The sequence below is a fragment of the Sphingobacterium sp. UDSM-2020 genome (genome assembly GCF_016132525.1).
In the GTDB taxonomy this organism is placed as follows: domain Bacteria; phylum Bacteroidota; class Bacteroidia; order Sphingobacteriales; family Sphingobacteriaceae; genus Sphingobacterium; species Sphingobacterium anhuiense.
Window position 1 is genome coordinate 5,358,879 of sequence record NZ_CP066166.1, and the last position, 12,353, is coordinate 5,371,231.

Consider the following 12,353-nt stretch of genomic DNA (forward strand, 5'->3'; position numbering starts at 1 on the left):
TTTCTTTTAAACAATTTACAGACTAAAAATCACTATATAATGATCTAAAACTTGAACGAAGACCAATACTAAATACACCCGATTTATGCGTTAGCGGGGTCTCATATTGTATCTTTTGATAACGTTGCGAATAACCTAATTCGAATCTAAGATTATACTTAGGATTCAGAACATAAGCAGCTTTAGCATCTGCATAAACGACTTGACTTTTTATCCCTTGCCCAATATGATTACCATACATGTTAGCAAAAGTACGGTAAGACTGAAAAATATCACCTCCCATATTTGAACCATCCTCAAGATCTAACCCCTTTTCATTATAATTCAGCTGCGCAGAAAAATCAAATCTTTTCCATGCATAGTTAGCAATACCAACAACCTCTCTAAAATTAGCTCCCAAAGGATGCGCCAATGGCTCAGCATTATTACTGTAGTTTGAACCAGAATCAAAGTGGGCATAGGTATAAGGTCTGGCTGTGTTGTATTCAACTAAAAAGTTTAAGTTTTTTACATCAAATATGTCATATCCCCTTACACCAAACTGAGCTCCCCATTTATTATGCACATAACCTTTACCCGCAAAAAACTCCTTTGCCGTAAATTCACCTAATAGGAACTGGCCATAAGCTGTTATGTTCTTAAGAACTTTATACTTTGTATTCAAACCTAAAAACATCTTATCCGGAGATGTTGAATTATTAGATTCGACCGGACGTAAAAACATCACGGGGTTAATATAAGTAAAGTCAAAACCTCGAGTACCTGCGGCATCACGATTTGCCCAGGTGATGGCCTGGAAAAATCCAATCGAAAATCTATTCGTAGCATTGTAATCCACATACTGAAAAACACCCCACTTCTTACCGTCACCATATCGCTCAGTCTCACCTAAGGCATTAGAACGTTTATTGGTTGGATCATTCATATACGCCCAGACTGAAGTATACTGAACATTACCAATCGTACCTGTAAATTTTAAATGTGTATAATTAGAAGAAAAATCCGACAATAAAAGCGAACGGTATCCATCACCGATAAAATTCTTATCATAAGCTACAGTAGCCTGAAAATGCTTACTAAAATCATAAGTTAAACTAGCAGTTGCATTCATCCAGTCTTTCTTATTATTAGACTGATGTTTTGTATTCCCCTCTCCTGGTATAACTTTTCTATCATCGATATAATCCGACAAATATTCTGGAAAAACGGCCTGATTTTCCGTTGCACTGGTGTAAAATGTAAATTTATCTCCCACTGTGACTCCCGCTTGAAAACCTCTAGAGTTCATCCAAGTACGACGTTTATCTCCCATCATATCCTTCCCAATTATCATATCGGGCAATAAATCAGCATAAAAAGTATAATCATCTTTCTCTACCTCAATAAGATGTTCATTAAATATCTTACGCATAAACCAATTATCCGAAGCTACCGGCTGATTCGTTTTTATAGAATCAAACTTCGCCAATAATTCATCGGTAAATAGAAATGGTTTAGATGATGTATGTAAACGCGTATGTGGCGAATACAGTACATCGTTCATTTTTTGAGAAAGTTGATAGGAATAGGGTTGATTTTTAATTTGTGCGCTTAATTCGTTCTGATTTAGCATACCAAGTGCAAGCACTCCAGCAAATGCTAAAAATTTTAATGACACTTTTTCTTTCATGAGATTTTTTTATACAGTAAAATAGGACAGCAAAATCTATTCCTAAAAAACAAAATAACGCTTTTTTAAACTTATAAAGATTACTATTTACAAAAAAAACATGCTAAAACGTATTTGCTTTCCATTTTAACGATTTTTTATTACCTTGCAATACAGAGAAAACCAGTATGATAATAAATAACCTTTTTGAAATTTAACAATGAAACGCAGAACATTCATTCAAAATTCAGCCGTATTGGGTGCTGGATTATTTGCAAGCAAAGTATCTTTTGCTTCGAATCAGACTTCATTCCCAACAGTGCGTATTCCTGCAGATAAACGTCTATTTTCAAGTAAAGCTATTGAAAATGCAATTGTAACATTTGGTAAAGCAACAAGTAATAAAGAATTGGCTTGGTTATTTGGCAACTGTCTTCCAAATACCTTAGACACAACAGTATTCCCATATGTTGAAAATAATCGCAATTATACCTATGTAATTACGGGTGATATTGATGCGATGTGGTTAAGAGATAGTAGCGCTCAGGTATGGCCATACCTCGCATTTATGAAAGATGATAAAAGTTTGAAAAATCTGATTTCTGGATTAATACATAAACAGAGTAAATGCATCAACATAGATCCTTATGCTAATGCATTCTACAATGATCCTACAAAAAAAGGTGAATGGTTCAGTGACCATACAGACATGAAACCAGGGATTCACGAACGTAAATGGGAAATCGATTCGCTATGTTACCCCATCAGACTCGCCTATCACTACTGGAAAGAAACAAATGATGCAGGCCCTTTTAATGAAGAATGGGAAGCTGCACAGGAAAAAATCTATCAGACATTTATTGAGCAACAACGTAAAGAAAATCTAGGTCCATATAAATTTATGCGTACCACGCCAAGAGGATCAGACACCCTGCAGGTTGATGGTTATGGATATCCCGTTAAACCTGTTGGTTTGATTTGCTCCAGCTTTAGACCTTCAGATGATTCAACTGTTTTTTCTTTCTTGATTCCTTCTAATCTTTTTGCAGTAGTCAGCCTTAGACAATCTGCAGAAATCTTAAGAAAAGTCAAAAATAACAATACTTTAGCAACTAAAATGGAAGCACTAGCCAATGAAGTGGAAGCAGCTGTTCAAAAACATGGAATAATAGATCACCCACAATTTGGAAAAGTATATGCTTTTGAAGTTGATGGCTTCGGCTCATTCTTAATGATGGATGATGCAAACGTTCCAAGTTTACTTTCATTACCATATTTGGATGCTGTAAAAGTAGAAGACCCCGTATATCAACGTACACGTCAATATATCCTATCAGAAAACAATCCGTTTTTCTTTAAAGGTACTGCTGGAGAAGGTATCGGTGGACCACATATTGGTCGCGATTTCATTTGGCCAATGTCTATCATGATGCGTGCCTTTACATCAAATAATGATAAAGAGGTAATCGAATGTGTTAAAATGTTGATTGCTACACATGGAGATACAGGTTTTATGCACGAATCCTTTCATAAAGACGATCCAAAAAACTTTACCAGAAAATGGTTTGCATGGCAAAATACTTTATTTGGAGAATTAATATGGAAAATTTATAAAGAAAAACCATCTTTGCTTAAACAAATATAGTTTACCCTATAGTAATAAAAGTGCTATAAGGTAATACTTATAGCACTTTTTTATGGAGCAAGAAAAAAAACAAATTGGTCCAATAGGGATATTTGATTCTGGATATGGTGGTTTATCCGTATTTAAAGAGATCAAAAAACAATTGCCTCAATACGATTACATCTACCTGGGCGATAATGCTCGCATTCCTTATGGAACCCGTTCATTCGAAACCGTCTATGAATTTACAAAACAATGTGTATTTAAGTTATTTGATTTAGGATGTAATCTTGTTATTCTAGCTTGTAACACAGCCTCTGCCAAAGCATTACGTTCAATCCAACAAAATGACCTTCCACCTGGAAAAAAAGTACTGGGTGTCATTCGTCCAACAACTGAAATTGTAAAAGAATTCACAAAAACAAATCAGGTGGGCATACTAGCAACAACAGGGACAGTGAAATCGGAATCCTACAAAATTGAAATCAACAAATTTTATCCCGAAATAAAAGTATTTCAACACGATTGTCCTTTTTGGGTACCTTTAGTTGAAAATAATGAAATCAATACAGAAGGAGCAAAATATTTCGTTGAAAAAGATATTGAGAAACTTTTAAAACAATCGCCTGATATTGATACCATCATATTGGCCTGTACACATTATCCCTTATTACTACCCGTGATTAAGCAATTTGTACCCAGCCATATCAATATCATTTCACAGGGACCACTCGTCGCTAAAAGCTTAGAAAAATATTTGGACCTGCACCATGATATTGAATACAAAAGTTCTAAAAATGGAAGCATGCAATTTTATACAACCGATGATCCACTTGATTTTGAATCAAAAGCAGAAATATTTTTCGGTCAAAAAATTAAAGCTACACACATTAAAGTCACATAAAAAAGGCCTCATCTACTAAAAGATGAGGCCTTTCCATTTTATCGATGTAATTTAGATCTTAATCAGCCAATACCTCTTTTTTAACATAACTATCATTATGAACCGCAGCAACAGCTCTGCCCGAAGGATCATTTAAGTTTTGAAATGATGCATCCCATAATAAAGCTTCAGGAGTACTGCAAGCAACAGACTTAACAGAGGGCACTGTTTTAGCAGCCGCTTCTGAAGGGAAATGTGATTCAAAGATCGTACGGTATAAAAACTCTTCCTTATTTTTAGGAGGATTGATAGGAAATCTTTCCGCCGCACCTGCAAATACGGCATCACTTACTTTACTTTCAGCCTGTTCTTTTAAAGTATCGATCCAACTATAACCTACACCATCAGAAAATTGCTCTTTTTGTCTCCAGGCAATACTTTCTGGTAAATAATCTTCAAATGCTTTACGTAACACCCACTTTTCCATTTTACCATCCTTAATCATTTTATCCTTTGGGTTGATCGTCATGGCAACATCCATGAATTCCTTATCTAAAAATGGAACACGTCCCTCCACACCCCATGCCGCTAAAGATTTATTAGCACGCAAACAGTCATATAAATACAATTTCTTCAATTTACGAACTGTCTCTTCGTGAAATTCTTTAGCATTCGGTGCTTTATGAAAGTACAAATATCCTCCAAATAACTCATCAGAACCTTCTCCTGAAAGAACCATTTTTATCCCCATAGATTTGATCACACGTGATAATAAATACATCGGTGTAGAAGCTCTTATCGTAGTAACATCATAAGTTTCTAAATGGTAAATAACATCGCGGATAGCATCGAGCCCTTCCTGAATAGTAAAGTTAATCTCGTGATGGATAGTGCCAATATGGTCTGCAGCTTTTTGTGCAGCAATTAAATCTGGAGCACCTTTTAATCCAACAGCAAAAGAATGCAATTGTGGATACCACGCCTCTTCTTCATCACCAGATTCTATACGTTTGGAAGCAAATTTTTTTGTTACAGCAGCAATTACTGATGAATCTAAACCTCCGGATAATAAGACACCATAAGGGACATCAGACATCAATTGACGGTGAACAGCAGCTTCTAAAGCTTCACGCAATTTAGCTATATCTGTTTCAGCATCCTTAACTGCTTCATATGATTCCCATTGTCTTGAATACCAACGCTTAGGCTCTTTACTTTCAATGCTATAAATATAATGTCCCGGAGGAAATTGATCCATAGTAGTGCAAAATCCTTCTAAGGACTTCAATTCCGAAGCAACAAAAAATTGTCCCTTATCATCCGTACCATAGTATAAAGGTATAATACCCATATGGTCACGAGCGACAAAAAATGAATCATTGCGAGCGTCATAAAGAGCAAAACCAAAAATTCCGTTTAAATCTTCTATAAATTGAGGTCCTTTCTCTAAATATAAAGCGAGTACAACCTCAGAGTCAGATTGTGTAGCAAAATCATAATTTGGCAGACTATCGCGCAATTCCTGATGATTGTAAATTTCGCCATTAACAGCTAAGACAACTTGCCCGTCTGGACTATATAAAGGTTGACTACCCGATTTTGGATCTACAATAGCTAGTCGCTCATGCGCAAGTATAGCCAGATCTGAACTATAAATACCTGACCAATCTGGTCCACGATGACGTATACGCTTAGACATTTCTAAAACTTGAGGTCTGATTAATGTGACAGATTCCTTTAAATCAAATGCTCCGATGATACCACACATATTATTGTTTTTTTATTGTTTCTTTCTTTTGATTGAATTATTGACACAAATTAAAGAAATAAATAATTAAATTCATAATGTTTTTTAAATTTTATTAAAAATTTAACATTAAACAACTAAGTTCTTTACCATTTATACATTAAAATGACTCAATCAGTACCAAATAAAAAATAAAGAACCCTCTAATAATCAACAATAAAACATGCATTACTAAATATACTTGTTTCATTTTCTAACCAGATTTGGCATTTTTTGCATAAATTCATACTAGAAAAAAAATATAAATCACCCATTATGAAAGCTTTACTTCATCATTATGAAAATCTAGCAATTAAACAAAGTGACCTAAATAAAATAATGACCGGACATGAGCTTCTTCATTTTTCTAAAAATGATTTTTTACTCCGCAAAGACGAAAAGGCACATGAATACTATATTTTGGAAAGTGGCCTCATAAGGTCATTTATTCATGATTATAATGGAAATGAAATTACAACTGATTTCTTTGGTGATCATGATGTAGTTATCGAAGTCACTTCACTTTTTCTTCAATTTCCTTCTCCCGAAAATCTTCAATGTTTAACTGACTGTAGCGTTTGGAAAATTGATTTTAATACCTTTCAATCTTTGTATCATACCATTCCAGCTTTTAATGAATGGGGACGATCATGGATGACCTATGCTTTACACATTAACAAAAAACGTTTTATAGATATGGTTTCACTTTCTGCTACCGAACGCTATCATAATTTAATCAGTACCAAACCCCAAATAATTAAGCAAGCAGCTTTAAAATATATAGCTTCATACCTAGGCATAACAGACACATCGTTAAGTCGAATCCGAAAAGAAATATAATTTATCCGAGCAGTAAAATTACTTGTCCTATGCGAAGTCGATTGATTAGGGTTTACTTTACTTTTGAGTAAGATAAATAAAGCAACAGATCGTCAAGACTTTAAAACAGTTCTTTTATATTCTGGTTTATGAATAGAAACAAAACTTAAATAATAAAAATATTTTTTACCAATTTATTTACTGACATACAGTTGTCAAATCAACAACTAACTTTGATATAACTTAAATATAAAAAAGAAAATTATGGCTATTTTACATGCTTACTTAAACTTTAACGGTAATTGCGAAGAAGCTTTCAAATTTTACCAATCTGTTTTTAATACAGAATCACTAGGTATATACCGCTTCAAGGATATGCCAGCCGATCCAAATTATCCACTACCTGCTGATGCAGGAGATAAAATAATGCATACAGCAATTAAAATCAATGATTCTGTCATGCTAATGGGATCCGATTGTATCGAAGGTTTCGGACATAAAGCAACTTCTGGAACAAATGCTTATTTAATGTTGGATACAAAAACAGCTGATGAAGCAAAAGACTTATATGCAAAACTCACTGCAGAAGCACAAAATATCGAAATGCCATTAGGAGAACAATTCTGGGCTGAGCTATATTCATCATTCCAAGATAAATATGGTATTTCGTGGATGATTCATTTTGAAGGGAATAAAAAAATGCAATAATGAAAAATGCAGTTGTATACTTTGAGATTCAAGCAACTGATCCTAAAAACCTTGCTTCATTCTATCAACAACTTTTTGGTTGGACATTTATTAAAGAAGAAAACCTTCCAATTGAATACTATCGAATAGAAACAGCAGGTATAATGGGTGGATTATTAAAACGTCCAGCAGAAGTTCCTCCGTCAAATTGTGGTACTAATGCATTTACATGTTCAATGGAAGTTGACGATTTTGATCAGACATCAGCAAACATTTTACATAATGGCGGAAAGATTGCCTTACCTAAGTTTGCAGTAATAGGAAAATGTTATCAAGGATATTTTACTGATCCGGACAACAATATCTTTGGGATATTTGAAGTGGACATCAACGCTCATTAAACGTATACTAAAGGGATTAATAACTTATTTATTAATCCCTTTAGTATATTTTATAAAAATATCTTCCCCCTATTTGCTATCCGTTTCATAAGATCAAGTTTATAAAGGCTCCGAATTTCTTTACCATCACTTTGTATAGGAATATTGAAAATTGTAATTTTTCAATATTGTTTTACAAAGATTTATACGTTCTTTGCAAATTCAAAAAAAGAATTTGTGTTAAAAAAATATCTACCCTACTTTTTACTCACTGGTAAAATAATCTTTACAGCTTGTATTTTATTTATTGCACTCATTTTTACTATTCCTTTATTATTTCAGGAACAAGTAAATACAAAAATTAAAGAGGTTATTAATGATCAGATTGATGGCGAGTTAAATTACAGTAAAATTCATTTATCTTTCTTCGACCACTTCCCTGCATTAACAGCTTCCCTTCATGACCTTTCCCTAAAAGGATCTGCTCCATTTAAAGATGTTGAACTATTAAAAGCAAAACAAGTAAGTCTTGGAGTCGATATTCTAAGCCTTTTAAAGTCAAAAATTGTCGTTCAACAATTCTATATCGATCATGGCAAAATCCATGTTAAAGTAAATAAAGATGGTGAGTCTAATTATAATATCGTTAAAAAAAAGAATGATAAAATAACAAATACTGATGAAACAAGTACCGCAATTGACTTAGCCTTTAAAAGCATTTTACTTCAAAAAGTAGATGTGTATTACGAGGATTTATCAGTTCCAATCATCCTAGAAGCTAAAAAAATGGATTATGAAGGTCATGGTGATCTCATGTCTTCACTTTTTGATTTAGATAGCAAAGCAGACATACAATCATTAAGCCTAACTTTCGACGGAGAAAAATATGTAGATGATAAAATGATACATGCCAGTCTCATGACTAAAGTAAACACCAATACATTGGCTTTTATATTTGAAAGGAATGACATTCGGATCAATAAACTTCCTGTTAAATTTAAAGGTGAATTTGGTTTCTTAACAAATGGCTATCATCTGGATTTTAAATTAAAATCCAGTAAAAGTACTTTATCTGAATTACTATCTTTAGTTCCGACCTCCTACTCGAAATGGCTGGCCGAAACAAAAATAAAAGGTAACTCAGAACTATTCATAGATCTCGTAGGGGAATACATTGTAGAAGAACATAAAATGCCAGATCTTACCGTGGGTTTAAATATTACAGATGGATACTTTTCCATTAAGACGGCTAAAATCCCAATAGAAGATCTACAGACAAAACTTAAGATTAACCTTCCTCAATTAAACCCAGATTCTCTTTTAATTGAATTAAAACAATTTGAATTTAAGGTTGCTTCCGGATATTTCAACAGCAAAGGAATAGTTAAAGGACTAAATCCTTTATATGTAAATACTGAATTTAAAAGTAATCTAGACTTAAGTGCTGTCAGTAATGCACTAGCTTTGCCCACCTTAAGCTTTAGAGGAAATTGGATGTTAGCTGGTTTTATTAATGGAACCTACGCAACGGCTATTAAAACCTCAGGATTAAGAAATAAAATAGATACTACCATTGCATCTATACCTAATTTTGATATTCACAATACGTTACGCAAAGGGTATTTCAAACTCGCAAATTTACCTGCAGCTATCGAAAAAATTGAGTATGATTTAAAAGCAACATGTAATGATGCAAAAATCACCAATGCTCAAATTGCATTAGATCATATTGACATTAAAGCACTGAACAATTACATAAAAGGATTTATACATATCAACGATTTGCTAAAATTAGATGTCAAATCAAATATGCAGGCTGATATTCAATTGGCCGATATTAAAAAAGTATATCCAGTCGATAGCCTTGAAATATCGGGAAAAATCTTTGTCAATATGGTAGCTGATGGTAAAATGGATCTAAAAAAAGGTACTTTTCCACAAACAAATACAACAGTTACTTTAAAAAACGGATTTCTAAAAACACTAAATTATCCCCTTCCAATTGAGGAGATAAATATTGAAACCTATATATCCAGTGAAAAAGGTTCTTTAAAAGATTTAAAAGTTAAAGTTTTACCGATATCTTTCAATTTAGCTGGCGAACCTTTCTTTTTGCATGCAGATTTGCAAAACTTTAAAAATATACGCTATGCAATTAAGTCTCAAGGGAAGCTTAATTTAGAACCCCTATATAAAATATTTGCCATAGATGGGATAAACGTCAATGGTTATATTAGAACCGATCTGGATCTCGCCGGATTACAAAGCGATGCTACAAGTGGGCAATACCATAAATTAAAGAACCATGGAACATTAGACATCGGGCAAATACAAGTACAATCTGAATTATTTCCTAAACCCTTTAATATTAAAAAAGGACATTTCACTTTTGCCAAAGAGAAGTTAGTTTTTAGCGATATCGCATCTTCATATGGACATAACAAATTAAATATTACAGGATACTTAGATAATCTTATCCAATACTTCACAAACACAACACAGACATTAAAAGGTAATTTTCAATTAAGCAGCCCCATTATTAATGTAAATGATTTTACATTTTTTGCTGAAACTGAAAACAGTAGCCCAACAAGTACTAATTCAGGCGTAATTTTAATACCAAAAAATCTAGATATCTCAGTTAATGGCATCGTAAATAAAATGAAATATGATCAGCTTACATTAAATCAACTAACGAGCAAAGTATCAATTCAAAATGGAAACCTTTCATTCTCAAATACAGGATTTGAACTTTCAGGATTAAAAGTGGCTATGAATGGTCAATATAAAGCATTGAACAGCAATAAAGCTCGATTTGATTACCTCGTAAAAGCTGATAGTTTTGACATCCAGCGTGCTTATCATGAAATCCCTATGTTTAAAGAAATGGTTTCTTCTGCGAAAAATGCCCATGGACTGGTATCGCTTGAGTATCAATTATCAGGACTTCTAGATAACAACATGAATCCAATAATGCCTTCAATAAAAGGAAGTGGTTCCTTGACCCTTGAACAGATCCAATTCATGGGGTTTAAACTATTGAACAACATTTCAAAAGAAACTTCAAAAGAAAGTCTAGCTGATGGATCGGTCAAAAAAGTAAAGATCAATACATCCATAGCCAATAATGTAATGACTATTGCACGTACTAAAATGAAAATGGGATTTTTCAGACCTCGTTTTGAAGGACAGGTCACACTGGATGGTAAGATGAATCTTGGATTCCGATTAGGGCTCCCTCCTTTTGGTATTTTTGGAGTTCCAATGCGAATAACTGGTAATGCACAAAACCCAATAATAAAATTAGGGAAATATAAAGAAGATGATCTGGATACAGATATGGACAATGATGATAAAAAATTATATCAAGAATCATTGATGCAAGATTCAATCACAATATCCAACAAATAGACGATAAAGTAAAAAAAGGTATCCAAAATCACAATAGATACTTAAAGAAAATTAAAAAGTCGAAGGATTGTTTTTATCAAATAATCCTTCGACTTTTTAATCCATTCAAATTTTAAAAGTCATGAATAATAGATTATCTTTCGATGGATTTAGTTACTTTTTCCAATATTTCAAAAGCCACTTCAGCCATTTTATTCCCTTGGTGATCCAATAACGGATTTACTTCTACCACCTCAAAGCAAACAACCTTCTTAGAGCTTAATATACCTTCAAGCAATTCTGTAACTTCAGAAGCATAAAAACCTTTAGGGACAGGCGTACCAGTTCCATCAGATATTAACTCGCTATCCATGCTATCAACATCAAAAGAAACATAAATCAGATCACAACCGGCGAGTTTCTTCATCACCTCACGTATACAGCCCTTTACAGATAACTGACGAACCTCATCGACAATATAATTCTTAATTTCTAAATCATTGATTAATATATCCTCAGGAGGTTCAGTATCACGTACACCAAAATAAATCAAATCCTGAGCCTGAAATTTCCCTAAATGTCCACCAATACCCTTTAACTTCTGCCAATATTTTTTCGTCTCCTCATCAGGCCGATTAACTGTGCACAATAAATTATCTACGCCCAATGTAGCTGCCAAAGGCATACCATGTAAATTACCAGAAGGAGTGGTGTAAGGAGAATGGATATCGGCATGAGCATCAATCCAAATTACCCCTAATGATTGATCGGGGTAAACAGATTTTATTCCAGAAATAGTTCCAATAGCAGAAGAATGATCCCCTGAAAAAACTAAAGGAAAGAAACCTTCTCTTAATGTCCTTTCAACGACAAGTGCAACCTCACGGCATTGCTCGTAGACTTCTTTAATTCTTTTAGCATAGGGATGGAAGGACGGATCGTAAACCGCATCATTGCGAGTTTCCACATCAATATGAGGATAATTATGAAAGTATTGGCTTCCCTTATTAATCGCAGCAATCTCAATAGCATCAATTCCTAAATCGGAACCTCTTGTTCCAGCCCCTATATCAGATCTATTTTTGATAATTTTTATGGATCTTTTCATACATCAAATCTAAAACTAGGCATACAAT

9 protein-coding genes are annotated in these 12,353 nt (G+C 33.7%); 6 read left to right on the forward strand and 3 right to left on the reverse strand.

Translation table 11 applies throughout. The features are described 5' to 3' along the window. Positions 1-22 precede the first annotated feature (22 nt). The gene (locus JAZ75_RS22590; protein WP_132771979.1) at positions 23-1,669 is read right to left on the reverse strand and encodes a gliding motility protein RemB; all 1,647 of its coding nucleotides are present in this window, start codon (positions 1,667-1,669) and stop codon (positions 23-25) included. A 199-nt stretch (positions 1,670-1,868) separates the two neighbouring features. Here JAZ75_RS22590 and JAZ75_RS22595 point away from each other — a divergent pair, with 199 nt between their 5' ends. Both JAZ75_RS22595 and murI read left to right on the forward strand, forming a co-directional pair. Further along, the gene (locus JAZ75_RS22595; RefSeq protein ID WP_132771980.1) at positions 1,869-3,293 is read left to right on the forward strand and encodes a glycoside hydrolase family 125 protein; all 1,425 of its coding nucleotides are present in this window, start codon (positions 1,869-1,871) and stop codon (positions 3,291-3,293) included. A 52-nt stretch (positions 3,294-3,345) separates the two neighbouring features. Continuing rightward, the gene (murI, locus tag JAZ75_RS22600) at positions 3,346-4,176 is read left to right on the forward strand and encodes a glutamate racemase (protein ID WP_132771981.1); all 831 of its coding nucleotides are present in this window, start codon (positions 3,346-3,348) and stop codon (positions 4,174-4,176) included. Positions 4,177-4,234: 58 nt separating this feature from the next. Here the strand turns inward: murI and asnB are convergent, their stop codons facing one another. Further along, positions 4,235-5,923 carry an asparagine synthase B gene (gene asnB, locus JAZ75_RS22605; protein ID WP_208698687.1) on the reverse strand — a complete coding sequence of 563 codons (1,689 nt, stop codon included), beginning with the start codon at positions 5,921-5,923 and terminating at the stop codon, positions 4,235-4,237. A 294-nt stretch (positions 5,924-6,217) separates the two neighbouring features. Here asnB and JAZ75_RS22610 point away from each other — a divergent pair, with 294 nt between their 5' ends. The 4 genes from JAZ75_RS22610 (at position 6,218) to JAZ75_RS22625 (ending at position 11,238) form a co-directional block, all read left to right on the forward strand. Beyond that, complete coding sequence (locus tag JAZ75_RS22610; RefSeq protein ID WP_132771982.1) at positions 6,218-6,781, forward strand: Crp/Fnr family transcriptional regulator; 564 nt, start codon at positions 6,218-6,220, stop codon at positions 6,779-6,781. Between the two features lie 243 nt (positions 6,782-7,024). Beyond that, a complete protein-coding gene (locus tag JAZ75_RS22615) occupies positions 7,025-7,468 on the forward strand; it encodes a VOC family protein (RefSeq protein ID WP_021189762.1) in 444 nt (147 codons plus the stop codon). After that, on the forward strand, positions 7,468-7,848 hold the full coding sequence (locus JAZ75_RS22620; protein WP_021189761.1) for a VOC family protein: 381 nt from the start codon (positions 7,468-7,470) through the stop codon (positions 7,846-7,848). Before JAZ75_RS22615 ends, JAZ75_RS22620 begins: the two co-directional genes overlap by 1 nt. Positions 7,849-8,064: 216 nt before the next feature. Then, complete coding sequence (locus JAZ75_RS22625; RefSeq protein ID WP_208698689.1) at positions 8,065-11,238, forward strand: AsmA-like C-terminal region-containing protein; 3,174 nt, start codon at positions 8,065-8,067, stop codon at positions 11,236-11,238. A gap of 133 nt (positions 11,239-11,371) precedes the next feature. Here the strand turns inward: JAZ75_RS22625 and JAZ75_RS22630 are convergent, their stop codons facing one another. Continuing rightward, positions 11,372-12,325, reverse strand: coding sequence for an arginase (locus JAZ75_RS22630; RefSeq protein ID WP_208698691.1), 954 nt, complete (start codon positions 12,323-12,325; stop codon positions 11,372-11,374). Between the last annotated feature and the right edge of the window lie 28 nt (positions 12,326-12,353).

What these genes read in the sequence shown, in the direction of transcription:
- asnB (WP_208698687.1), bottom strand. Translation starts at nt 5,923, where the DNA reads ATGTGTGGTATCATCGGAGCATTTGATTTAAAGGAATCTGTCACATTA.
- murI (WP_132771981.1), top strand. Translation starts at nt 3,346, where the DNA reads ATGGAGCAAGAAAAAAAACAAATTGGTCCAATAGGGATATTTGATTCT.
- JAZ75_RS22630 (WP_208698691.1), bottom strand. Translation starts at nt 12,325, where the DNA reads ATGAAAAGATCCATAAAAATTATCAAAAATAGATCTGATATAGGGGCT.
- JAZ75_RS22615 (WP_021189762.1), top strand. Translation starts at nt 7,025, where the DNA reads ATGGCTATTTTACATGCTTACTTAAACTTTAACGGTAATTGCGAAGAA.
- JAZ75_RS22610 (WP_132771982.1), top strand. Translation starts at nt 6,218, where the DNA reads ATGAAAGCTTTACTTCATCATTATGAAAATCTAGCAATTAAACAAAGT.
- JAZ75_RS22590 (WP_132771979.1), bottom strand. Translation starts at nt 1,669, where the DNA reads ATGAAAGAAAAAGTGTCATTAAAATTTTTAGCATTTGCTGGAGTGCTT.
- JAZ75_RS22595 (WP_132771980.1), top strand. Translation starts at nt 1,869, where the DNA reads ATGAAACGCAGAACATTCATTCAAAATTCAGCCGTATTGGGTGCTGGA.
- JAZ75_RS22620 (WP_021189761.1), top strand. Translation starts at nt 7,468, where the DNA reads ATGAAAAATGCAGTTGTATACTTTGAGATTCAAGCAACTGATCCTAAA.